We start from the raw sequence: 23,686 nt of genomic DNA, 5'->3' as shown, positions 1-23,686 counted from the left end.
CTATAGTCCCCTCAGCTGAAATCGGGATGGCGGGACTAAGCCTTCCGCGCGTTCCGGCGGCAGACCATGATCACCACAATTTGAAAGATCGCTGGCGACTAAGTCAACGACGGGTGTTCGTGATTTTGAGAACGCACCGGTCCCCATCCGGTTACGCTCAGGAGGATACAGGCGATGATGCGGCATACGAAAGAAAACGGCGATATCTCCAATTGGATGACATGCTCAATGATTTTGTTTGGCGCGCTGGCGGTTGCAGCTGTCGTCTTTGCGGTTTGATTGTCGGGCTTGAGCTCGATCTATGAGTAGACCTTAAAGGATCTCGGCGCATTCGGAACAATGCGCAGCGAAATGTTGCGGGCTGGTTTCATTGCGAAATCAGCCCGCACTCATGTTCGCAATGCGGCTAGCTGGTGAAATATGCAATTACCTCGCCCCTTGGGTAGCTCTTTGTCAAAAAAATAGTCTCACTGGCGCCATCGATGGAACCAAGTTTCTCGTAAGCAGTTTAATCACGACGAGAAACCGGAATCTTGTTGTAAACAACTGCTCTTGATTCTAGAATTCAACCCGAAAGAATTGCACCTGAACCAGGAAAAATTGTGGAAATTCCGCAAAGCAACTTCGCCTCTTCACTTGCAGCCTTACATGACATGGATAGTTTGAGCCGTGACTCGATACTAATGTTACTGCCGGCTGCAGTTTATACAACAGATACATCCGGCATCATTACTTTCTATAACAAGGCAGCAGCTGAGCTTTGGGGCAGAGAGCCTCAGATTGGCAAGGATGAATGGTGCGGGTCGTGGAAATTATACTGGCCTGACGGAACGCACATGGAGCATGATGAATGCCCCATGGCTGTTACACTGCGCGAAAAGCAGGAGGTGCGTGGCGCGGAAGCGATTGCCGAAAGGCCCGATGGCAGCCGCGTGACATTCATGCCCTTCCCTGTCTTGCTGCGTGATAGTGCTGGAGAGGTTGTCGGCGCACTGAATATGCTTCTAGATGTGAGCGACCGGAATAAGGAAGAAGAATCGTCGCAACGCCTTGCGGCAATCGTTGAATCATCGGACGACGCGATCATAAGCAAGGATCTTACCGGCACGATCAGAAGCTGGAACAAGGGCGCTGAGCGAATTTTCGGTTACGAGGCGGAAGAAATGATCGGTCGCTCGATCACGGTTCTGATCCCATTCGACAGGGCGAATGAAGAACCGAGCATCGTCGACCGAATCCGCAAGGGCGAACGGATCGACCACTACGAAACCGTACGGCTGCGCAAGGATGGTTCTCGTATTCACGTCTCGCTGACTGTTTCCCCGGTTAAAAATTCCAGCGGCCGCGTCATCGGCGCATCGAAGATCGCCCGTGACATCACTGAAAAGAAGGAAAACGAAGATCGGATATTGATGCTCATGCGCGAGGTAAACCACCGCGTAAAGAATCAGTATGCGGTGATCCTGTCCATGATCCGCGAAACCAGCAATCGCACCGGCGACACGGCTGAATTCGAACAACGGGTTCGCGAAAGGATCATGGCTTTGGCCAGGTCGCATGATCTCCTCGTCCATGCCGAGTGGCGCGGGGCAACAGTTTCCGATCTGATCATGGCACAAGTCAGACCGTTCGGCACCGAAGACAGTATTACGATGTCAGGGCCGTTGATCGTCCTTCAACCCAACGCCGTTCAGTATCTAGGAATAGCGTTCCATGAATTGGCGACGAATTCCGCCAAATATGGGGTTTTTTCCGCGGAACGCGGCAACATTACCGTCGATTGGCATGTTGGCGAAGAGGGACAGAGTTTTTATCTTGCCTGGACCGAATCCGGCGGCCCACCGGTAAAGCTTGGCCGCAAGCAAGGCTTTGGCAAGACAGTCCTGGAGCGCGTCACGCCACTGTCTTTGGGTGGGGAAGGCATTCTTGGAACCAGCTCCAATCGCATCGTCTGGACCGTACGCGCACCGATGGAAAATATCGCGGCGACGATCATCTGACGCTTGCGCTAACAAGGCTCAAAACTCGCTATTTCTGCTTAGGCTCCGTCGCTGGAAAGACTGCGCGCACGCGTGTATTGTTCACGGCATACAAAATCGCTGTTCGGAGGGGAACCGCAATGCCACAGATTTCTCAGCTGTTTTTTAAAACGGCAGTCATATGGCTGATCATTGGCCTGGGGATAGGCCTGCAAATGGGAATGTCGGGAAACCACAACACGATCGCGACCCATGCGCATGTGAATCTGCTGGGATGGGTTACAAGTGCCATATTCGGCGGTTATTATGCCCTCAATCCTGCAAAGGCACAGAAGCGGCTGGCGATGGTTCACTACGCCATCTACACGTTTGGCCTCATTATCATGCTGCCTGCACTTTATTTCATGGAACTCGGTAATCCCCAGTTGGAACCGCTGCTCGGCATCGCATCGCTCATAACCTTTGCCGGTGTTCTGGTCTTCGCGGTGGTGATCTTCTCCAGGGAATCCGTGGGCGTTCATGAAGCCAGGCGAGCGTGAAATCCAGGCTGTAAGTGCCCTTCGACGCGGAACAATCCGCCGCTGCCCGTGTTTATCCAGTACTCTTGAGGAACACGGAGCGAGATCATGCAGGGACGGACGACAATTCTGGTAACGGCAATAATCGCGGTACTGGCCATTGCTGCCGTCTTCATGACGAGTAACCGGACGAATGATGCCGGCAGCCCCGGACAGCCTTCGCCTCACGCGCTGGACCAATCCAACTAATGCAGACACCCATTGTAGCGGTGCTTCTTATACAGAAATGTAATCAGGCGACGTAACGAAACGATTGCGATAGACTGATCGTTCAATCAATAGTTGTGTTTCGTGGGGGCTGCTTGGAACGTCGACTGACCACCATTCTTGTTGCCGATGTTGCGGGTTACAGCAGACTTATGAGCACGGACGAGACCGGCACGCTGGCCGCGCTCAATGGGCACAGGGCCGAGCTGATCGATCTGCGGATCGCGGAAAACCAGGGCCGGATCGTCAAGATGACGGGCGATGGCTTGCTGGTCGAATTCTCCAGCGTCGTCAACGCGGTTGGCTGTGCTGCTGAAATCCAGCGTGGCATGCGCGAGCGCAACGAGAACGTGCCGCCCGACCGTCGCATCGAGTTTCGCATCGGCGTCAATCTGGGCGACGTCATCGTCCAGAATGGCGACATCTTTGGCGACGGCGTCAATGTCGCCGCGCGGCTCGAAGGCATTGCGGCCCCGGGCAGCATTGCGGTTTCAGGTTCGGTACGGGAACATGTCGGCAGCCGGCTCGATCTCGCCTTCGAAGATCTGGGCGAGCACAGGCTCAAGAATATCGAGCGCGTCATCCATGTCTACAACATCGTGCTCAATCCCGCCTCGGCGACCCAGCCACGCCCTCCGGCGGCTGTCGCTGCCAGGGATATGCTGGACCTGTCGATCGCCGTCCTGCCATTCACCAATATGAGCGGCGATCCCGAGCAGGAATATTTTTCCGACGGCATTACCGAGGATCTCATCACGGACCTGTCAAAAGTCTCCGGCCTGTATGTGGTCGCTCGCAACACCGTGTTCACCTACAAGGGCAAGTCAGTCAAGGTGAAGCAGGTAGCGCAGGAACTTGGCGTCCGTTTCGTTCTGGAAGGCAGCATTCGCAAGGCCGGCCAGCGTATCCGCATCACGGGCCAGCTCATCGATGCCAAGAATGGCGGACATCTCTGGGCTGATCGCTACGATCGTAGCATGACCGATATTTTCGCCATCCAGGACGAGATTACGCGCGCTATTGTCGAACAGTTGAAGATCAAGCTGCTGCCAGAAGAAAAAGCAGCTGTAGCGCGGGCGCCCACCGAAAACGTGGAAGCCTACACCTACTACCTTCGGGGCCGGCAATTCTCGCATGAATGGACCAAGGCTTATTTGCTGCTGGCACGCCGCATGTTCAAGAAGGCAGTCGAACTCGACCCGCACTATGCCCGCGCCTATGCCGGCATTGCCAATTGCGACTCGGCTCTGCATGGATGGCACTCCGAAGAAGTCGCGCTCGACGATATCCTGGAGATGAGCGCGAGGGCACTGGCGCTTGACCCGGAACTGGCCGAAGCCCATGCGGCGAGAGGCCTTGCGCTGCATAGCAACGAGCGCCGGGTGGAAGCGATCACCGAATTCGAACGGGCCCTCGAGCTCGAGCCCGATCTCTACGAGGCCAATTATTTCTATGCGCGACTGCTCTATACGCAGGGCGAAATGGAAGCGTCCGCCAGGTATTTTGTCAAGGCCGCTGAAATTCGGCCCGACGACTACGTCTCACCGATCCTTCTCACCTCCGTCTACAGAACACTTGGTCAGACGACTGAGACTGAAAACTGGGCACAGCGCGGCATCGAGCGGGCCGAGCGTGCACTTCTCCTGCATCCGGAAAATTCAAGTCCCGCCCACCGGGGCGCGCTGGCTCTCGCTCATCTTGGCGAGCGGGAAAGGGCCAGGGATTGGGCGGCTCGTGCCCTCGCGATCGCTCCAGATGATATTTATGCCTTTTACAACATCGCCTGTGCCTACTCGATCCTCGGCGATATTGAACCGGCGCTTGATCTTCTTGAACGTGTGGTTACGCGTAACACACGCGAGCAGATGTTGTGGTTCGATAATGATTCCGACCTTGATCCGCTGCGCGATCACCCGCGGTTTCAGCGGATGTACGCGGCAAGGCTGAAAGAGCTGGACCTGGAATCGGAGATGGACCGCTAACGAACCGGAAGCCAGTCGATCAGCATTGTGAACAGACTGGCGAGATCAGCTTAGGCCGACCGGAATCCCGGCCTGGCTATACCGCTGTGATTCTTACGATGTATCGCCCGACCTTCGGGGACATACCGATAATGTGCAGTTCGCCATCTTCGAACTTTATCGCAGTGTTTGTGGGCCTGAATTCCGTATGCACGAATACGGGATTCAATTCACCTTTCTCGGCAAACCGCACGGGTGAAACAGCACCGGCATGAAAATCGATGTAGACATGCGTGCGTTGATCAACATCCCTTTCACTTCGGAAAGAAACATCAGCTTCGAAGCGATATAATTGCTGGTGTTCCCTCCGGCCCCAAAAATACTCGACGTACTTGGTCAAGGCCTCCCAATTTTGAGCGATATCGGGTGTGTCCATATTAAGCCTCCCGCCTGATTTGCGTCGGCGTTCCCTTTATCATAAGCCGCTTTCATTTCAGCTGCTATTTTCATTTTTCGGGACGCAGAAGAATTGTCGGCAGGCCGGAATTCATTAATCGGCGATCATCCCGGCACTCGCGTCGTGGACCGCATAACAACGTTCATGATTGCATAGAACCCAAGAAAAATGCAGCATACCGTACCCTTGGTGCGGCGGCAGGCCAAGGCCGGACTATCTCGCGGGTTTGCCCCCGTTGCCGTTAGGCTTCCGGCACAAAGGGTCCGATACTGCAGTCATGACACGCGCGCAGCAAGTTGGCGTAATTATCGGCCTGGCGATTGTGGCGGTGCTCACGATCCTGCGGGCAAGTGACCCGCAGCTGCTCAAACAGGCCCGCGAAGTGACCTTCGACGAATATCAGCGCGTGGCGCCCCGCCCATTCGAGAATCTGCCCGTCCGGGTCATCGACATCGACGAAGCGTCGCTACGCGAGTTCGGTCAGTGGCCATGGCCGAGAGATCGAATTGCGACCCTTGTGGACAGACTCTCCGAGATGGGAGCATCAGCAATCGCATTCGATATTCTCTTCGCTGAACCCGATCGCCTGTCGCCGCGCACGGTTGTTCGCGACGTTCCCGGAATTGATCCCTCGCTGCTTGGCCAATTGCCGGATAATGACGAGATCTTCGCCCGTTCTATTGCTGGAAAACCGGTCGTCCTCGGTTTTGGTCTGTCCAACGAAGGAAATTATCGCCCGCCTGTGAAAGCCGGCTTTGCCTTCACAGGCGAAAGCCCGCTCGGTGCACCTCCCCGAATCAAGGCCGCGACACCATTGCGGCCGCAACTTGAGGCCAATGCCGCCGGCATAGGGCATATCAGCCTCAATCCCGGCAGCGCTTCGAATGTAGTGCGCGCGGTCCCGCTTTTCCTGAGCGATGGAGAGCAACTTTACCCCAACCTAGCACTCGAAGCGCTGCGTGTGGCGCAGGGCGCCTCCACCTACGTGATTGCGGGTGCTGCCAATGTGCCGGACACAATGACCCTGGTCAAAATCGGTGAATTCGTGGTTCCCGTGACGGCGGCGGGCGAATTGTGGCTCTATATCAGTCGCGACACGGCCGAGAGATATATTTCCGCCAGACAGGTGCTCACAGCTGGCGACATTTCGCCTGATGTAAAGGCGGCAGTTGATGGCAGCATCGTGTTTGTCGGCACATCGGCTGCGGGGCTGCAAGACATTCGAACGACGGCTCTTGGGCAGAACGTGCCTGGCGTCTCGCTGCACGCGCAAACCGTCGAGCAGATACTGTCTGGCCACTTTCTCTCGCGGCCGGATTGGGCAGACGGCCTCGAGATCCTGTCCATTGCCGTCGCCGGCAGCTTTCTTGTGATCGTGACCACCTTCGTCAGTCCAGCCGTCGCCCTCGCCTGCGGTCTCCTGATCACTGTGTTCGCGCTTCTCGCCTCCTGGCTCGCCTTCTTCTACACGGGGCTACTCTTCGATCCACTGGCTCCAATCGTCAGCGGGTCGATCACGCATTTCGGTGCCACGGCGTTCCGCTTTCTGGTGATCGACCGGGAGCGCCGCGAAGTCCGGCGGGCTTTTGGCAAGTATCTCTCGCCGTCGCTGTTATATCGCATCGAGCATACGCCAAATGCATTGCGCCTTGGTGGGGATGACCGCGAGTTGACGGTGATGTTCGTCGATGTGCGAAATTTCACCCAGATCAGCGAGCAGTTGGCGCCCGCCGCCGTCGTCGGTTTTCTGAACACGCTTCTTGACGCGCTTAGCCATCATGTCGTTGCAAACGAAGGGACACTGGACAAGTTCATCGGAGACTCGATCATGGCCTTCTGGAACGCTCCAGTCGATGTCGCCAACCATGGCAGCAAGGCTGTTCACGCCGCGTTGGCCATGCGCGAGACACTTGCGCGTCTCAATGCCGGTGACGCGTTTGGCTTCGGCGGCGAGCAGAAAGTCGGCATCGGGATTGGCATACACACGGGACTTGCCTGCGTTGGAAACATGGGCGCCGAGACGCGTTTCAATTATTCGGCGGTGGGCGATGCCGTCAATATCGCTGCGCGGATCGAGTCTTCCTGCAAAGAAGTCAACTTCGACATTCTCGTGTCGGAGACCACGGCAAAGATGCTGCCGGACTGTGCCTTGCTCGAGGCGGGGGCGCTCGGCCTCAAAGGCAAGAGCACACGAACCAAACTCTTCGCCGTCATTGGCGATCAGCGTCTTGCAGCATCTGCTGAGTTTGCTGAACTGCGGTCGATCCACCAGCAGCTTGTCGAGGCGTTGAGTTCGCGGTCGCCGTCCAGCCGCAAGCTCGTTAGCACCGCAAAACTCAAGAGTGCAGGAATGGCGGAAGGGTTGCCGGAATTCTATCGCCGGATTTCCCGCAGGTCCGAACATTTTCTCCGTGAGGCGGCAGAAAAAGAGGCCGGCGCCGCCGAGTAATGACCCGGAAGCCTTTGCTCGCCATGCTCCAAAGAGAGATTCTTGCTATTAATGGTGTCCGCCTTTGTCGTGGTGCCCCCTGTCATGGCGGTCGGTGTCATGACGACCGTGATCCGTGTCGCGGTGCCCCCGATGGTGCCGGCTATTGTCCTTGTGGGGTTTGTCGGGCTTATCCACCTTGTGCGGTTTTTCCGGCGGAGCAGGTTTTTCCGGCGGAGCAGGCTTCTCCGGTGGCGCAGGCGGATCTGGTGGCGCAGGCGGATCTGGTGGCGCAGGCGGGGCCGGTCGGTCCGGTGGCGCCGGCCGCTCCGGGGCGTTTTGCGGGGTAGCTCGTTGAGGGGTGCGATCCTTTGGGTTTTCGACCGACGCGAGGCCACACCCTCCGACACCTACGCTCCCCATTCCTCCGGATAATTGTTGACTGCCGGAAAGGAATGGCAAGGCTTTCTGGCTGCCAAGCGTATTGAGAACGTCGCGATTGACCCGGCGGGGATCGGTCACGCTGCCATTGCGCTTGGCCACCACGCAATCGCAGCGCCGCGTCAATTGCTTGCAGCCACCTGCGCCACAGAACTCGGCCCGGCCGCTCAACAGGACGACGGCAGTCGTCCCATCGGCGCCAATGGTGAAGTCGAAGGCAGTCCCACGCACCCCAATGGTTCCGGCAGGTGTCAGGATCTCATAGGCTGAGGATTTCGAGTTTCCGCTGATCCAGCGAAAAGTTCCCTTTGCCGCCTTGATGGTGAGCCGCTTTACCGATTTTGTGTCGTCGTAAACGAATTTGTCGATGACCACGGACGAGCCCCATCCCACAGCCAGCTTGGTTCCGTCCTGGAAAATAAACTGACCGAGCCCGGATTGGGAGGTCTTGATCCGTTCATCCCGGTGAACCTGGTCTCTGACCGTCAGTGGACCACTGTTACCTCTCACTTCGGTCTTGATCAGCACGGCTTCGCCGACTGACTCGGCCGCCATTGCCGGCAACGGACTGCAAAGCGTGACACAAAGCGCCGCGATTGCGGCGCCACGCAAATACCACATGGCACCCCTCCTAAACCGCGCACTTTACCATGCAAGGGGTTCTGGGTCCCGTCATCCTTATTGGTTAGGACCAGCGCTACGAAAGTTTAGGGTCAAAACCCTGCCGGCCGCTTAGATAGCTGCAAGTGGGAAGAGCACAAGGTGATGGCTACGCTTCTGCAGTTTGGCAATGACGTCATCGTTGCCGGGATCGAGAAAATCGAGAAATCCCAATCTGCCTGATGATGCGTTGTTGCCCCAAATGTTGCCCCTGAATTTTCTAAAATCAAAAAGGGCTCAGCGATTTCTCGCTAAGCCTTTGAAATTAATGGTGGGCCCGGAGGGACTCGAACCCCCAACCAAGCGGTTATGAGCCGCCGGCTCTAACCAATTGAGCTACAGGCCCCACCTGAAATCCGACGTACCGGCAGCTGCCGGCGCGTCGCCCCGCGATCAATAACGGGAAAAATGGCGAATGCAATCCCCGACTTGGTTTACCCTGCCCCCTTGTTTTGATTTCCCACGGAAAATGCAGCACGAGGGTGATCAGCCCTTCTCCTGTTCGGCCAGCACGAGCAAGCGCCGGGCACTTTCCTCGTCGGTAATGAACACGGTCGGGCGAACCAGCGTCATCGCGCCGTAAAGCGCCCTGATCTTTTCCTTGCCGCCCGAGGTCAGCACCCGCGCCGGCACACGCTGCACCGTGTCGATGCCGACGGACATGACGAGATCATGGATCGGGTGATCGACGAGACGGCCCGCTTTGTCGTAGAAATGGAACAGCAGATCGCCCACGGCCCCGCGTGCCGCCAGGGACGACTGATGACCCTCGTTGAGAAAGCCGATGTGATAAGGCGTGCTCGACGCCGTTTCGATCGCACCGACGCTGAGGAGAACGAGATCGAGGTCCTCGGCCATCTCGAACACGCTTTTCAGGCCACAACGCTCGATCAGCGCCGTCTTGGTCTCGATACTGTCCACCATGGCCGGGGCGGGAATGAGATAGCCATCGCCCTGGAACAGCTGGGCAAACTGCCAGGCGAATTCCGCCGGATTGAACCGGCGCGGCTGGCTGATGCCGCCCAGCAGCGAAATGACGGTGAAATCCTCCAGCGCCTTGGCCTCGATATAGGACAATGTGTTAAGCAGCGTCCTCCCCCAGCCAACACCAACACGCATGCCGTTGCTGACGACGCTCGAAAGATAATCGCCCGTTGCAGCGGCGATCGCCGGGATTGGATCATTGTCCGGATGGGACAGAGGCGCGATGATCACCTTTTCGAGGCCAAATTGCTTTTCGACCTGTCTTTCGAGCGCGACGAGGTCAGAAAGATAGCCCTGAATGCCGATCTTGACCTCGTTGCGTGCCCGCGCTTCGGCCAGCATACGCACGATCGTCACACGCCCGACGCCGAGGATCTCGGCAATCTCGTTCTGCGTCATTTGCTCGATATAGTACATCCAGGCAGCGCGCATGCGCATGCGGCTGATCTTCGTGTCAGGCTGCCCCGCATCCGAAGGAGTCTTTTGGGAGCTGTGCGCCGTACCATTCGTTCGCTTGCGTCGATCGGCCAATCGTCCCCCCTTTGATTGTTTTCGTTTCCCCGGCAGCGGCGACGCTGCATCGAAGCAACGCATTATCCACAGTACACTCCACCAGAATGTTGTTTAGCAAGCCATGAAAAACAGATACAAAGTCTTATCCACTTGCGAGCAAAGGTTTGCCACCATGATCAGGGACATTTCGAACGAGATCGTCGTCAGTCTGAAGGACCGGTTGCGCGACGTTCGCCATCTGATCAGGGCGAGCCGCCAGGGCGCAGAGCCGGTGCCGCAGAATTTGCCGGATATCCTGTTCGGCAAGGCCGCACGCGCGGTGGACAAGGCTCTGACTGCGGCCGAGACCATTTCGATTTCCCTCGTATCGCAAGACCCCGCCGCGCACTCGACGACAATCGAGGCCCGCGGTCTCGCCGCCTATTTCCCGGCGGATGCCGGCACGGGCGAGGCGCTTTTCCGCCGCGATATCTATTATCTGACAAAACGCGTGTTGAGCGTTCTCGGATCGAACAATGCCCTGATTCATGAAGCAACCTTCTCCGCTGTCCACGCCACAATGATTCGCCGTCACGCCGTATTCTTGCGGGCGGCAAAGGAAGATGGCGGGCTGCACGATATCGCGACGGCCTGCGCCACCTTGGCGATCGAACTTCAGTCGCACTACCACTGCGAACCTTTGACACTGCCCGCGCATCAAGACGCTCAGCCGGGCAAGGACGTTGAATATCTGTGCTTCTCGTCGATCGCCCTTGCCATCGGACTTGCAACCTATGCGGACAATGAACCGGGCGACGAGAAACTGGTCGAAAGCGCTCTCCTGGCCCTGCAGGCCCGGCAGGACAAGTTCGATCAAGCCATCGCAGCAGCGGAGCCGGCCGGAGCGTTGTCCGGTCTATTTGCCTTCCTGATCCCCCATTTGCCCTAGGGCAAGAACGCATTTCTTCGCGCGCTGGATCGATGACGGGCTCATGCTGAGCTCTGTCAGGCCCATCCCGACAAATGCCGGGATCAGATCCGGACGGCCAGCCGCCTCACCGCACATACCGACCATGATGCCCGCTTCAACGCCAGCCTTCGCCGTCAGTTCAATGGCGGCCATCACTGCCGGGTGGGTCACATCGTTCAGCTTGGCGACGGTCGGGTTAAGACGGTCGGCGGCCATGATATACTGTGTCAAATCATTGGTGCCGATTGAGAAAAACGCGACTTCCTTGGCAAGTATTGGCGCAATCATCACCGCCGCCGGCGTTTCGACCATGATACCAAGATCGAACATGGCGTAAGCCTTGTGCTCTGCCTTCAGTTCTACCGCGCACTCCTCGATCAGTGCGCGTGTTGCACGGACTTCATCGAGACCTGAAACCATTGGCAGCATCACCTTGATATTGCCATGCACTGCCGCCCGCAGAAGCGCGCGCAGCTGCGGTTTGAACACGTCCGGCCGGTCCAGGCACATGCGGATACCGCGCCAGCCGAGAAAGGGATTTTCCTCGTCGGGGAAATCGATGCCGGAGATCGGCTTGTCACCGCCAATATCCAGCGTGCGGACAATCACCGGATAGGGTGCAAAAGCCTTGGCGAGCGTTGCATAGGTCTCTGCCTGCAGATCTTCCGAAGGCAAATGGATGTGCCGCATGAACAGAAGCTCGGTGCGGAACAATCCAACTCCCATCGCGCCTGCCTCCTGGGCAGCTTCGATCTCTTCCAGCGATCCCAGATTGGCGGCGATCTCAATGATCGTCCCGTCGGCCCGCTTCGGTATCGCGTCCTTGTAAGCCCGCAGCGCCAGCTTTTCGGTTTCCGCCTTGCCGATTTGCTCGCGGAAGCGATCGGCTGTCGCCTGATCGGGATCGGCAAAGACATCGCCATTGTTGCCATCCAGCGCGACAGTCTTGATATGTTGCAGTTCGTGCACGGAGCGGCCAAGCCCGAGGACTGCCGGAATGCCGTGCGCACGCGCGATGATCGCCACATGCGAGGTTGCGCCGCCGTGCCCGCAAATAACGCCGGCAATGCGTTTCAGCGGGGCGCGGGCCAGGTCCCAGGCACCGATATCCTCGGCGATCAGGATGGCACCTGCCGGAATCGCATCGAGATTGGCGTCGTCCTGGCCCAGAAGGGCAAGGCATATCTGCCGCCCGACGGCATTCACATCATCGGCGCGGGCAACGAGGTAAGGATCATCCATCGACGCGAAATCGGCGGCGATCCTCGATGTCGCGCCGATGACCGCCGACACCGCATCGATACCGCCATGGACAAGTGCCGTGGCCGCACCGGTCAGTTCATCGTCGCAGGCAATGTCCTTGAGTGCAGCGATGATACCGCGATCGCTTTCGGCCAGATTCTTCGTCGCCAGCGATTTATCCATCCGCTGTTGTACAGTGGCGAAACCTTGCTTCAGCCGTGCGATTTCATTCGAGATTTCTTCCGCGCTGAGCAGCCGGTTTTCATGTTTGATTTCTGCAGGAAAAAACCCGAATGCGGGTCCGATTGCAACGCCTTCGCTTGCCGCGACCCCGCGCAAATTACCTGCGGCGTTCGTTTCGTCCGAAGAGAGAACCACCTGCGCCTTGGAGGGACCCGGTTCCACCGGTTTTGTCTCGCCTGCGGGAGCACCGTCTTCTGCCGTGCCGGAATGAGGATTTTCGAGATAACCGATCAGCGCCTCGATAGCTTCAATCGCGTCGGCGCCGGTTGCCCGAACAGTGACTTCCTCATTCTCCTTGACGCCGAGCAGCATCAACTTGACCGAGCTTTTGGCACTGACCGATTTGTCCGCCTTGATCAGCTCGATATCCGATTCGAAACTCTTGGCGAGTTTGACAAATCGGGTGGCTGGCCGCGCATGCAATCCGTCATGCACCCGCACAATAGTCGAGCGTTCCATTCAGTTCTCTCTTCGGCAGTTCATTCTGTTACTGGTTCAGATAATCACCCGATGGTAATTGTCGTTCCAACCTTCAACGCTGACACCAATTTTTCGGTATCGATTTCCGAGGCGCAAATCTCGCCCGGCCGTTCAACCTGGTCGGAACCGTTGAACGTGATGACCACGTGGCCAATGTCTTTTACCTTCTGCCAGGCATAATCGCCAATACCGGTGATTTTTGCAGATACATCGCCGATCTGGATTGCCGATCCCACGGGCGGCGTCGTGTCGGAAGGCTTGCCTTCCACGCTATGCAGGATCGAAACTTCCGCAAGTTCAGGCGGCGCGCCATCTGCAAACAGGATGACAACGCCCCCCTCTGCAAGATCCGCCACCTCAGGTCCGACGGCTGTTACCCGTGTTTTCAATAGGACTGACATGATGGCGAACCTCATTTTCTTGTTGGTTGAAGATCAGAATACGATCAGGCTGACAACCCAGGCGATCAACACCGAAATCGGTCCCATGATCTGGCGGCTGATCAACACCGCCGGAACACCGATTTCGATGGTCTTGGGCTTGGCTTCACCAAGTGCCAGGCCGACCGGGACGAAGTCGCAGCCCACCTGCGTATTATAGGCAAACAGCGCGGGCAGAGCCATTGCCGGCGAGATCGTGCCATTGGCAATCTGCGGACCGATGATCGCAACACCGATGACCTGCGCAATGACCGCACCCGGTCCCAATATGGGCGACAGGAAGGGCAGACCGCAAATGGCGGAAATGATCAGCAAGCCGACAATATTGTTGGCAAGCGGTCCCAGGGGCTGGGCCAGAACATCGCCGATCCCCGTATAGAGGATGAAGCCGATGAGCATGGTGACGAACGCCATGAACGGCAGAACGTTACGGACAACCTGGTCGATGGTACGGCGACCGGCATTGAAGAAAATGCCAACCACGCGACCCATGGCACGGCCAATGGTACTGATGAAGCCAATCAGTCCGCCTTCACCTGCGTCGGATCCAGCCTGTGTGCGGCTGGCCATCGAGGCTGCCAGTTCTGCCGGCGTCGGGTCTGACCTTGCTCCGGCAACAGCTGCGGGCTGCGATCCGTCGGCGAGCTCGATATTGCCTTCCTTCACGCCGGAGACATAGATGTCCTCGGTGATGAACTGGGCGAGCGGGCCTGCCTGACCGACCGGTGTCAGGTTGACGGTCGGAATACGCTTGCGCGGATAGACACCGCAGCGCGCCGTGCCGCCGCAATCGACGACCACAACGCCCATTTCACCTTCAACGGGCGGCGCCTTGAAGCCGTCAACGGCTTCGCCGCCGGTGAGTTCGGCAATACGGCGTGCGACCGGATGGATGCCACCACCGGTGACGGACACAACCTTGTTGCGCTGAGGCGTCAACTGGATGACGAGCGGGCCGCCCCAACCATTGGAGCCCCTGGATATTTTGACTGCTGTATAAGTCTTTGACATTTTACTGTTCCCCGCCCCGGATTAAAGCTCGATGCCCTGACGGCGCGCCATGATCGCAGTAATGCGTTCGGTCAGCATGCCTTTGAGCAGGATGACCACCAGACCAACGAGCGCATACCAGATGGCGACGTTGATGTGATAGCCGGTGGGAACAGCGCCCTTCTTCTCCAGTTCGAGAAGCGCGACGAGGATACCGCCCCAGACGAAATATTCGCCGGGATTGATGTGCGGAAACAGGCCGAGTGGCGGATGCACATAGGAAACAGCCGCATCGTAGAAGGCTGGCTTGTGCTTTTCTTCAAGAAACGATCCGAACGTATAGGCCATTGGATTGGTCAGGAAGAACACGGAAAGCACTGGCAGGACCGTGTAGCGCGTCAGGGCGATACGGCCTGCGCCGCGGGCGATGCCATGCACGCGCTCTTCACCGACAAGCTCTGTCAGTGCGTAGAATGCCGTCATCAGCACAACGAGGGTTGGGATGATGCCCGTAACGAAGCCGGCAAAGACCTCGCCGCCCTTCTGGAAAATACCGATGAAGTATTTACCAGCGCTGGTGAGCCAGCCAAGCTGCTCTTCCTGCTGGACGTTCTTCAGCTTGTCCTTGAATTCCTCGACGGTAATGTCGCCAGTCGACTGCGCCAGCACCACAAGGTCATTGCCTGCATGGTCAATGGCCTGTTTGCCGTGAAGCGCAGCATCCGAAACCATCGCTCCCGCCACCGAAATATGGTGCGCGGCGATGTCAGCATGTTGCGCCAACATTGTTAGAATTGACATGTTCCCTCCTCCTAATCGACCGCCCTTCCGAAACGGCCGTCCCTATGCGTTGACTGCCTTAATCCCAATTAGACCCGGCCGCGTCGGTTCTGCCCTTGCCTTGTCTATTTGTTCAATCGCCCGTTCTGCCGCCTTGGCCATAGCGGGCTCCTCCACACCGGCCATGACCGGATCTGTCCGCAGTGCATCGAGCGAGATACCCTCGAACTCCGTGCGCCGCTTGAATTTCGCAAAAACCGACCGGCCGCTCATAACCAAAAAACGCTGGATGGTGAGATCAGGCGTGACGAGAATGAGAACGATCACCCCTTTGCCAAACCGCCCGCGAACATTGCCCGCGCCGACAAATCCATCATTATATTTGGAAGTGATGCCCTTCATCACATCGCTGTAGTGGCGCATCTGGTACCAGACGCCCAGTGACTGCAACGCCCACAAGAAACCAAGGGCCAGCAATCCCCATTGCCACATCGCCATGTCTTCAACCTCCCAATGCCCGACCGCCAACATATGCTATGATCGAACGAAAAAATATAGAACATTTGTTTTTTGCAATGTCAATATGTATGATTTCCTGAGCCGCTGAAAACTTGGCTTGTGCTGCATGAAAGCGTATGACGTGCTACACTGAAATTGAAAGTGAGAAGGCATGGATTTTCTGTTTAGAGACGAATTGGTCCACATGCCGGATTTACGGCATCGCCTGCGCCAACTGCGCTGGTTCCGCATGGCTTTTCGCAAGAATGCCGCGGTCATTGCCGATCATTATGGCTATCACTTTGCCATTGATGAAACCAAGCTGACACGGGCGTTTCTCAACTGGATCGAAACGGTCGAACAGCAGAAATCCTACGCCCGGCTCGACCGGAAGGATTTCATTATTTTCGCCGCCGGTCTCGTTCTCAAGGAGCTCATCACCGAAGCTCCGGCAAAGGTACGCGGCCAGCCCAAGCACGGCGATTCTCAAGCCTCCGAGAAGCAGGATATCATCGCATTCTGGCCTGAAGGCTTCCTTTATACGAACTACTGCGTCGGGGCGATTGCGGCCATATGCGAGCAGGAATTCGGTACGGCGCCGCAGATCGATAAATGCGCCGATGATCTGCGTACTTGGTGGTCCTACCGCGAAAACGTTCAGGAAATGCCGGGCTATGCCATTGCATTTCTTGACAAGTTTCTTGGCGCCGAACCCAATTGGGTCATGCCCAACCTGGCTTCCGCCCGCAGCGCCATTCAGCGGGCGATGGTCCCGTCAAAGTCCGGCAACACTACCCTGCCGACTGGCTGACCTCGCGCAGGATCCGCATGATTTTCTCGCGCTGCTCGAGCTGGGGCATATGGCCCGTCCCGGCAAAGACGTGCACCGCAATCTCGCCTGGCAGGCCGGTCGCATGCACCGCAGGAATGACACGGTCCGCCGCGCCGAAGATGACGCGGACGGGAATTGTCAGCTTGCCGAGGCTTTGCCTTATACCGAAAACCTGAGTCCCGTCGGCAAAGAACCGGTCGGCAACGAGCTGCTGCGCATCGCGCAACGCCACATCTTGTGATTGCGCCAGCGTCGCGTTGATGAATGGCTTGGTCAGCAGGCTTTCATCCGGCACCAGCTGCTTCATCCAGGCGACGAGGCTTGCCTCCGTGCGGGCGCGGACAAATCCTGAAAGGAATGCACCATTGATTTCCGGACCGAGCCCAGCCGGCGCGATCAGCGTCAAAGCACGGATATCGAGATTGCTGCGCGCAGCAATTTCCGTTGCTATCGCGCCGCCAAAGGAGTGTCCGACCAGGATGATCGGGCCCGAATAATGGGCAGCAATGGTTTGCTCGACTTGGGTGGCGATCCCGTCGAGCTCGTCCGGAATAGTGTGCGTCGAACCGCCATGACCCGGCAGATCGATAGCAAGGATGGGATTGTCCAGTGTTCCGCCGCCCAGCATCGGACGCCAGCTGTTGAGATCGGACCCGAAGCCATGGATAAGGACCAGCGGCGCCCGGCCTGAACCATTGCCCTGGCGCAGCCAGACCGCGTGCAGGGGAGCATCGCTGTCTTGAACCACCGGCGATCGTGCGGGCGCTGATGGCCTGGCAACAACAGGCGCCGTTACGGCAAAACCACCCTCGACGTCTTTTTTCTGGATACGGCCTTTCGGGCCGGAGCCCTTGAGGGAGCTTAGATCGATCCCGGCTTCCCTGGCGATCCGCCGTGCCAGAGGCGTGGCCCGGACCCCATTGGTCTCGGGAGCGACTGGAGCAGGTTTCACGGGCGCAGTTTCAGCCGGTTGAACGGCAGACTTTGCTTCTTCGGCCACGACAGGTTTCTCGGCCTGCTCCTTGGCTGGTGCCGCCGCGTTATAGACTTCGCCCTCGCCGTAGATCCACGCCACAGCCTGTCCCACAGGTACGACTGCGCCCTGCGGCTTCACATCGCGCAAGATACCCGAGGACGGCGCATCCACTTCCATGGCCGCCTTGTCGGTTTCGATTTCGAACAGCAGCTGGCCCTTGGATACGCTGTCGCCATCCTTGGCGTACCAGCGCGAGATCTGGCCGCTCTCCATATCCATATCGACCTTGGGCAGGATCACTTCGACGGGCATGGCCTAACGAACCCCTTTAACCAGATCACGGGCGCTCTTCAGAATGCCTGGTACTTGCGGCACGGTCGCCTTTTCCAGCTCAGGATTGTAGGGAATTGGTGTTTCGGCACCGCCAAGGCGCACGATCGGCGCATCGAGATAGTCGAAGGCCTCGCTCTCGGCGATCATCGCGCTGACTTCCGCGCCGACGCCCAGCGTCTTGACGCCTTCATAGACGCACATCAGCTTCGACGTCTTCTTGACGCTGGCGATGATCGTCTCCTTGTCCATCGGCCGCACGGTACGCAGATCGACGACCTCAACGTTGATGCCTTCCTTTGCGAGCTCCTGCGCCGCTTCGAGCGCCTTGTGCACCATGATGGCAGAGGCAACGATGGTCAGGTCCGTGCCTTCACGAACGACCGCGGCCTTGCCGATCGGCACGGTGTAATGGCCCTCGGGCACTGGACCTTTCATCTTGTAGAGAAGCTTGTGTTCGAAGATCATCACAGGATCCGGGTCTTCGATAGCCGCCAGCAGCATACCCTTGGCATCGTAAGGCGTCGAAGGCTGGATCACCTTGAGCCCCGGCACATGGCCGAACCACGCTTCCAGGCTCTGGCTGTGCTGTGCCGCCGCGCCGGTGCCGGAACCCGCTGGAAATCGCATCACCAGCGGCACCGAGACTGCGCCGCCAAGCATGTAGCGGATCTTGGCCGCCTGGTTGACGATCTGCTCCATCGCCAGCGCGGCAAAATCCGAGAACTGGAATTCGAAGATCGGCCGCATGCCAGTTAATGCCGCACCGACGGCGACACCCGCACCGCCAAGTTCTGAGATCGGCGTATCCATTACCCGGTCTTCGCCGAAACGCTGCACCAGATCGCCGGTCACCTGAAAGGCACCGCCATAGACGCCGATATCCTCACCCATCAGGAACACGCGGTCATCGGCCTCCATGGCAATCGCCATGGCTTCCTGGATCGCTTGCGAGTAGCTCAGTTCGCGGATTATCTCATTCATCTAATTTCAGTCCGTGTAAACGTCGCGTGTCAGATTATCGAGGGTTGGCGATGGGCTGTTCTTGGCGAACTCGATCGCTTCGGCGATTTCCTTCTCGGCATCCGCACGGATTGCTTTGATATCGGCGTCGTTGACGAAACCGAATTCCTTCAGCTGATCTTCGAACAGATGGATAGGATCGCGATTTGTGATCCAGTCCTCGATTTCTTCCTTGGTGCGATATCGGTTGCGATCGCTCTTGGAATGGCCGCGGTGGCGATAGGTCTTGCACTCGATCAGCGTCGGCCCCTCGCCCCGGCGTGCTCGCTCGACCGCCCCATGCGAGGCCTCGGCGACATCCGACAGATTGTTGCCGTCGACGATCACGCCCGGCATGTTATAGGCAACGGCGCGGTCGGCGACATTGGCGACGGCGGTGGAACGCTTGGTCGAAGTCGACATGCCATAGCCATTGTTTTCGCAGACGAAAACGACCGGAAGCTTCCAGACCGAAGCCATGTTGAGCGCCTCGTGAAAGGCACCCTCATTGTTGGCGCCATCGCCGAAATAGGAGATGACGACCTTGCCGTTCTTCTGTTTCTTGGCCGAAAGCGCTGCACCGACGGCAATCGGGATGCCGCCGCCGACAATACCGTTGGCGCCGAGATTGCCCTTCGAGACATCGGCAATATGCATCGAGCCGCCGCGGCCCTTGCAATATCCGGTCTCCTTGCCGAAGAACTCTGCGAACATCTTCGACACTTCCGCACCCTTGGCGATGCAATGACCATGACCGCGATGGGTCGAGGTGATCATGTCATCCTCGCTGAGCGGCAGGGAAATGCCGACTGCGCTGGCTTCCTGACCGATGGAAAGATGCATCGTGCCGTGAATGAGGCCACGCGTATAGGATTCCTCCGCACCCTCTTCGAACCGGCGGATAAGATACATCTTGCGCAGGGCTTCCTTCAGCTGTTCCGGGGGATAATGCCGGAACGCGAAGGGAAGATTGCTCCCGTCATCTTGTCGCTTGGCACTTGAACTTCTGGCGGATGCCATGTCGGCACTCCTTGTCTGGTTGCCTTGAACTTTTCTCTGCGTCGATGAGTCTGCGTCGCTCACGCGCCGTAGACGAGCCTGTCCTGCCGTGCCCGCAATTCGACGATCTTGGAGCCGGCGGCCGGGGCGGCATTGACGCTGGTGATCAGCTCGCCCTTGGCGATCGGGGCGGTGACGCTGCCGCCCTGCAACAGGCCGCAGGGGATGGCGCCGGCACTGCGCGCTTCGCCCGCCGTCATGATCCAGGCGCGGTAGCAATATTCGCCGATGGCATCGAGGGTGTCGCCGGGCTTCAGATCCTTCTTCGCCACCGCACAGACCTCTGCGACCGGCTTGGCCAGCGGCACCATGTCGGCCTTGCCGTAGAGCACGACGCGGGCGCAGGTCAGCGGCACCTCGAGCGAGGTCAGATGATACGGCCGGTGGAAGGTGAAATACGGGCCCTTGCCCATCTTCAAATCTTCCATGCGTTCGCAAATGCGCGGATGCGACATGTCGGCGACGACGAAGACGCCGGGCGCCACGCCCTTGCCGATCGAATAGTCGACGACACCGACCTTCGACAGCACGCCCCCATCCTTTTCCGGCACCAGCACCTTCGACAGTTGATCCAGCGTGGCCGCCGGGCCATGCATGCCCGGCCGGTCCGGCACCAGCCCGGTGGCATTGGCGATCGCCGCCATCTCCACCATGGTTTTCGAGCCGTCGACGAACTCGACCAGCATGCGCACATTCATGTGGCGGCGGGCGGCTTCTTCCTCGTAATCGTCGGGAATGGCATCGATGTTGAGCGGGTTGTTCTTGCCCTTGCCGGCGGCAACGATCGGATGGCCCATGGCCGAGACGAACTCGATCAGCTCCATGCAGGACGATGGCTCATCGCCCGCCCCCAGCGAATAGGTGACGCCGAGCCGGTCGGCCTCGCTCTTCAGATAGGCGCCGATGGTCACGTCCGCCTCGACATTCATCATCACCAGATGCTTGCCGTGTTCCATCGCCCGCAGGCCGATCTCCGCCCCGACCGCCGGCACGCCGGTCGCATCGATGACCACGTCGATCAGATCGTTCTCGAGGATGAGATTGGCATCACTGGTGACGGCGATCTTGCCGGCCTCCATCGCCGCGCTCAAGCTGGAGGCAGTGGCGACTTCGCGCGAATGGCCCTGTTCCTGATAGGCGATATCGACCGCCTTCAGGGCGTTCGGCAGGTTCAGTTCGGAAATCGCCCCGATCTCGATGCCGGGCATATGCGCCACCCGGGTAACGATGTCCGTGCCCATCTCGCCCGAACCGATCAGGCCGATGCGGATCGGTCGGCCCGTCTCCGCCCGGGCCTGCATGTCTCGCGCCAATCCCGTCAATGCAACATTCGTAGCCATAATGTCTCCTCCGCGGCCTCTGTTCGGTGTCCGAAGCCGTTCAAATTACAATCATCGAATATTGAACATTTGTATTTTAGTCAAGACCTATGTGCATTATAAGAACGGTAAGGACGGGCGGGTAAAAGCCCGTGAAGCGCGTGATAAAGAGGACGAAAATGCCGCAGAACCGATTTGATCTGGTGATATTTGATTGCGATGGCGTGCTTGTTGACAGCGAGCCCCTGGCAGCTCTTGCCTATCACAATGTCTATGCCAATCAGGGAATGCCGCTCCCGGAAGGCACGATCGCGCAATGCGTTGGCATGAAGCAGTCCGACATCATCAAGCGAATCGCCGAACTGACCGGCCACCAGCTCCCGGATACAGCGGAAACCGGACTGTGGCCGGAAACCAGACGTGTGTTCAGCCAGTCACTACAGCCGACACCCGGCATCAAGGCACTGCTTGAAAAGCTGGAGACACGGCGATGCGTCGCCTCGTCCTCATCACTGGAACGCATTCATTTCAGCCTTGAGACGACAGGCCTTGCTGCCTGTTTTGGCAATGCGATCTACAGTTCATCCATGGTCAAGCGCGGCAAGCCCGCACCGGACCTCTTTTTGCATGCCGCCAGCGAGATGAAGGCCGATCCAAAGGGCTGCGTGGTGATCGAGGACTCACCCTTCGGTGTTGAAGGCGCGGTCGCCGCCGGCATGACCGCCATCGGCTATACCGGCGGTGCGCACACCTACGGGTCACATGCGCAAGCCCTCCTCGACAAGGGCGCGGTGGCGGTGTTCGCCGACTGGAAGGACATCGCCTATTGGATGCGCGCGCCCAATGACTGAGCAATTGCGGGAGGGGCTAGTCGCCGAAGCGGTGCCCTTCCCGCTCCGGGTCGCGGGTAATTTCGTCCTCCTCTTCATCGTCGGGCAAGGCGTCATCGCTGTTCTGATAGGGGTTGTCATCATCGTCTTCTGACAGGTCACCCGCATCCTCCGATGCTATGTGCCGCTCGCCGCGAATTGCCAACTCGTCATCGATCGGCATTTCCTGCGAATTGACGTCACTCCAATCCTGCGGCTTTATCGATACTTCTGCCGGACCTTCGCGCCCCTTGGTCTTTTCAGGGCTGTTCTTGTTTTTTTCGCTTGTCATAATTCTCTTCCTTCTTCCTGAAAGAGAAACGCGCATAAAGGCATTTGGATGCACGAAGCATAACGCCGCCAAAAGTTTTGCCTTTTGCCCTAATCCACCCATAATCACCTGCGACGCAGCAGCGTCACTTCATCTGGGGAGATATCCATGACACCAAAACTTCTGACGCTGGCTTTCGCAGCAACTGCAATGATGGCTGTACCTTTCGCTGCTGTAGCAGACGAAGCACCGCATCCGCGTATTACGGTTACGGGAGAAGGCGAAGCTGCTGCCGCTCCGGACATGGCGGTACTTTCGCTGGTCGTTCTGCAGGAAAAGCCAACGGCACGCGAGGCCCTGACGGCCAATAACGAAGCCATGGCCAAGGTGCTGGATGCAATGAAGAAAGCGGGTATTGCCGATCGCGACCTGCAGACGTCGGGTTTCAGCATCGACCCGCGCTATGTCTATCCGGAAAACAAGGACAATACGCAGCCGCCGCAGGCACCGAAGATCGTTGGTTATGCGGTCTCCAATTCGCTGACGGTGCGCGTGCGCGATCTGAAGAAGGTGGGCGAGATCCTCGATCAGTCAGTAACGCTTGGCGTCAACCAGGGCGGTAATCTTTTCTTCACCAATGACAAGCCCGAAGCGATCCTCGAAGAGGCGCGCAAGAAGGCCGTCACCAATGCCGTGGCCAAGGCAAAGACCTTGACGGAGGCGGCAGGTGTCAGCCTTGGTAAGGTCATCGAGATCAGCGAGCAGTCGTTCAATCCGCGCCCCATGCCGATGAGGGAGTCCAAGATGATGGCCGCGGCACCCGCCGATTCCGTTCCGGTCGCCGCAGGTGAAAACACCTATAATGTGAATGTGAACGTGACGTTCGAATTGAAAAACTAGCCGCACAGATCGGACCAAATTATGGAGGCGCCGGCCGTGAAGGCAGGCTCCAAAAAAAGGGGGAGGAGCACAAAGACGCGGTTGGGGAACCGTACTTTGTTTGCTCCTCCCTAATGGCCAAGCCCGAAGACGGGGCGCTGTGTGTAAGGTGTCTTCGCGGTAAGCCGAGGGGCAGACTACACCCGTGGGGAGTTTGGGTCTGTCCCATAAATGGACTTACCCGCAGCGGGTTAAATCGGACTTTTGGGCTTAAGCTCTTCGGAGCCCTAAAAGTTCAATAAACTTGAGCAATTACTCA

General features: G+C 58.0%; 22 protein-coding genes and 1 tRNA gene. 9 read left to right on the top strand and 14 right to left on the bottom strand.

Annotated elements, in window-relative coordinates; all coding sequences use genetic code 11:
* Window positions 1-653 precede the first annotated feature (653 nt).
* From BLM14_RS04535 to BLM14_RS04520, 4 genes are all read left to right on the top strand, one after another.
* Window positions 654-2,000, top strand: coding sequence for a PAS domain S-box protein (locus BLM14_RS04535; RefSeq protein ID WP_100001031.1), 1,347 nt, complete (start codon window positions 654-656; stop codon window positions 1,998-2,000).
* Window positions 2,001-2,119: 119 nt separating this feature from the next.
* The gene (locus BLM14_RS04530; RefSeq protein WP_099998291.1) at window positions 2,120-2,518 is read left to right on the top strand and encodes a hypothetical protein; all 399 of its coding nucleotides are present in this window, start codon (window positions 2,120-2,122) and stop codon (window positions 2,516-2,518) included.
* A gap of 87 nt (window positions 2,519-2,605) precedes the next feature.
* Window positions 2,606-2,746, top strand: a complete 141-nt coding sequence (locus BLM14_RS04525; RefSeq protein ID WP_099998290.1) for a hypothetical protein — start codon at window positions 2,606-2,608, stop codon at window positions 2,744-2,746.
* A gap of 113 nt (window positions 2,747-2,859) precedes the next feature.
* On the top strand, window positions 2,860-4,746 hold the full coding sequence (locus BLM14_RS04520; RefSeq protein ID WP_099998289.1) for an adenylate/guanylate cyclase domain-containing protein: 1,887 nt from the start codon (window positions 2,860-2,862) through the stop codon (window positions 4,744-4,746).
* A 76-nt stretch (window positions 4,747-4,822) separates the two neighbouring features.
* Here BLM14_RS04520 and BLM14_RS04515 read toward each other — a convergent pair whose 3' ends face one another.
* The gene (locus tag BLM14_RS04515; protein ID WP_099998288.1) at window positions 4,823-5,161 is read right to left on the bottom strand and encodes a hypothetical protein; all 339 of its coding nucleotides are present in this window, start codon (window positions 5,159-5,161) and stop codon (window positions 4,823-4,825) included.
* 298 nt (window positions 5,162-5,459) lie between these two features.
* On the opposite strand from BLM14_RS04515, the gene BLM14_RS04510 reads away from it, so the two are divergent.
* A complete protein-coding gene (locus BLM14_RS04510) occupies window positions 5,460-7,631 on the top strand; it encodes a CHASE2 domain-containing protein (protein ID WP_099998287.1) in 2,172 nt (723 codons plus the stop codon).
* A gap of 48 nt (window positions 7,632-7,679) precedes the next feature.
* On the opposite strand, the gene BLM14_RS04505 is transcribed toward BLM14_RS04510, so the two are convergent.
* The 3 genes from BLM14_RS04505 to BLM14_RS04495 form a co-directional block, all read right to left on the bottom strand.
* On the bottom strand, window positions 7,680-8,672 hold the full coding sequence (locus BLM14_RS04505; protein WP_099998286.1) for a FecR family protein: 993 nt from the start codon (window positions 8,670-8,672) through the stop codon (window positions 7,680-7,682).
* A 308-nt stretch (window positions 8,673-8,980) separates the two neighbouring features.
* Window positions 8,981-9,057: transfer RNA gene (locus tag BLM14_RS04500), tRNA-Ile, on the bottom strand.
* Window positions 9,058-9,197: 140 nt separating this feature from the next.
* Window positions 9,198-10,226: a sugar-binding transcriptional regulator gene (locus tag BLM14_RS04495; RefSeq protein WP_237143458.1), complete on the bottom strand. Its 1,029-nt coding sequence runs from the start codon at window positions 10,224-10,226 to the stop codon at window positions 9,198-9,200.
* Window positions 10,227-10,380: 154 nt separating this feature from the next.
* Here BLM14_RS04495 and BLM14_RS04490 point away from each other — a divergent pair, with 154 nt between their 5' ends.
* A complete protein-coding gene (locus tag BLM14_RS04490) occupies window positions 10,381-11,136 on the top strand; it encodes a hypothetical protein (RefSeq protein ID WP_099998284.1) in 756 nt (251 codons plus the stop codon).
* Here BLM14_RS04490 and ptsP read toward each other — a convergent pair.
* From ptsP to BLM14_RS04465, 5 genes are read right to left on the bottom strand one after another with little or no spacing between them, the layout of a single operon-like run.
* Window positions 11,104-13,101 carry a phosphoenolpyruvate--protein phosphotransferase gene (gene ptsP / locus BLM14_RS04485; protein ID WP_099998283.1) on the bottom strand — a complete coding sequence of 666 codons (1,998 nt, stop codon included), beginning with the start codon at window positions 13,099-13,101 and terminating at the stop codon, window positions 11,104-11,106. The two genes, BLM14_RS04490 and ptsP, sit on opposite strands and share 33 nt — an antisense overlap.
* A gap of 44 nt (window positions 13,102-13,145) precedes the next feature.
* Window positions 13,146-13,523 (bottom strand): PTS glucitol/sorbitol transporter subunit IIA, encoded by a 378-nt coding sequence (locus tag BLM14_RS04480; RefSeq protein ID WP_099998282.1) that lies wholly within the window; start codon window positions 13,521-13,523, stop codon window positions 13,146-13,148.
* 33 nt (window positions 13,524-13,556) lie between these two features.
* Window positions 13,557-14,573, bottom strand: a complete 1,017-nt coding sequence (gene srlE, locus BLM14_RS04475; RefSeq protein ID WP_099998281.1) for a PTS glucitol/sorbitol transporter subunit IIB — start codon at window positions 14,571-14,573, stop codon at window positions 13,557-13,559.
* 21 nt (window positions 14,574-14,594) lie between these two features.
* Window positions 14,595-15,353, bottom strand: coding sequence for a PTS glucitol/sorbitol transporter subunit IIC (srlA, locus tag BLM14_RS04470; protein ID WP_099998280.1), 759 nt, complete (start codon window positions 15,351-15,353; stop codon window positions 14,595-14,597).
* Between the two features lie 42 nt (window positions 15,354-15,395).
* A complete protein-coding gene (locus BLM14_RS04465) occupies window positions 15,396-15,830 on the bottom strand; it encodes a transcriptional regulator GutM (RefSeq protein ID WP_099998279.1) in 435 nt (144 codons plus the stop codon).
* A gap of 172 nt (window positions 15,831-16,002) precedes the next feature.
* Between BLM14_RS04465 and BLM14_RS04460 the strand changes: the two genes are divergently transcribed.
* On the top strand, window positions 16,003-16,641 hold the full coding sequence (locus BLM14_RS04460) for a hypothetical protein (RefSeq protein WP_099998278.1): 639 nt from the start codon (window positions 16,003-16,005) through the stop codon (window positions 16,639-16,641).
* Here the strand turns inward: BLM14_RS04460 and BLM14_RS04455 are convergent.
* Genes BLM14_RS04455 through BLM14_RS04440 form a run of 4 tightly spaced genes read right to left on the bottom strand, consistent with a single transcriptional unit; the run spans window position 16,622 to window position 21,369 of the window.
* Entirely contained in the window at window positions 16,622-17,950 is a 1,329-nt protein-coding gene (locus BLM14_RS04455) for an acetoin dehydrogenase dihydrolipoyllysine-residue acetyltransferase subunit (RefSeq protein ID WP_099998277.1), read from the bottom strand. The genes BLM14_RS04460 and BLM14_RS04455 overlap by 20 nt on opposite strands.
* A gap of 3 nt (window positions 17,951-17,953) precedes the next feature.
* A complete protein-coding gene (locus BLM14_RS04450) occupies window positions 17,954-18,952 on the bottom strand; it encodes an alpha-ketoacid dehydrogenase subunit beta (RefSeq protein ID WP_099998276.1) in 999 nt (332 codons plus the stop codon).
* A gap of 6 nt (window positions 18,953-18,958) precedes the next feature.
* The gene (locus tag BLM14_RS04445) at window positions 18,959-19,990 is read right to left on the bottom strand and encodes a thiamine pyrophosphate-dependent dehydrogenase E1 component subunit alpha (protein WP_099998275.1); all 1,032 of its coding nucleotides are present in this window, start codon (window positions 19,988-19,990) and stop codon (window positions 18,959-18,961) included.
* A gap of 59 nt (window positions 19,991-20,049) precedes the next feature.
* On the bottom strand, window positions 20,050-21,369 hold the full coding sequence (locus BLM14_RS04440) for an NAD(P)H-dependent oxidoreductase (protein WP_099998274.1): 1,320 nt from the start codon (window positions 21,367-21,369) through the stop codon (window positions 20,050-20,052).
* A gap of 158 nt (window positions 21,370-21,527) precedes the next feature.
* On the opposite strand from BLM14_RS04440, the gene BLM14_RS04435 reads away from it, so the two are divergent.
* On the top strand, window positions 21,528-22,199 hold the full coding sequence (locus BLM14_RS04435; RefSeq protein WP_099998273.1) for an HAD family hydrolase: 672 nt from the start codon (window positions 21,528-21,530) through the stop codon (window positions 22,197-22,199).
* A 16-nt stretch (window positions 22,200-22,215) separates the two neighbouring features.
* Here BLM14_RS04435 and BLM14_RS30870 read toward each other — a convergent pair whose 3' ends face one another.
* Window positions 22,216-22,509 carry a hypothetical protein gene (locus tag BLM14_RS30870; RefSeq protein ID WP_108724305.1) on the bottom strand — a complete coding sequence of 98 codons (294 nt, stop codon included), beginning with the start codon at window positions 22,507-22,509 and terminating at the stop codon, window positions 22,216-22,218.
* A gap of 189 nt (window positions 22,510-22,698) precedes the next feature.
* Here BLM14_RS30870 and BLM14_RS04425 point away from each other — a divergent pair, with 189 nt between their 5' ends.
* On the top strand, window positions 22,699-23,388 hold the full coding sequence (locus BLM14_RS04425; protein ID WP_237143515.1) for an SIMPL domain-containing protein: 690 nt from the start codon (window positions 22,699-22,701) through the stop codon (window positions 23,386-23,388).
* The last annotated feature ends 298 nt before the right edge of the window (window positions 23,389-23,686 follow it).

This window comes from Phyllobacterium zundukense (genome assembly GCF_002764115.1).
GTDB lineage: Bacteria > Pseudomonadota > Alphaproteobacteria > Rhizobiales > Rhizobiaceae > Phyllobacterium > Phyllobacterium zundukense.
This window is presented reverse-complemented; position numbering and strand designations above follow the sequence as displayed.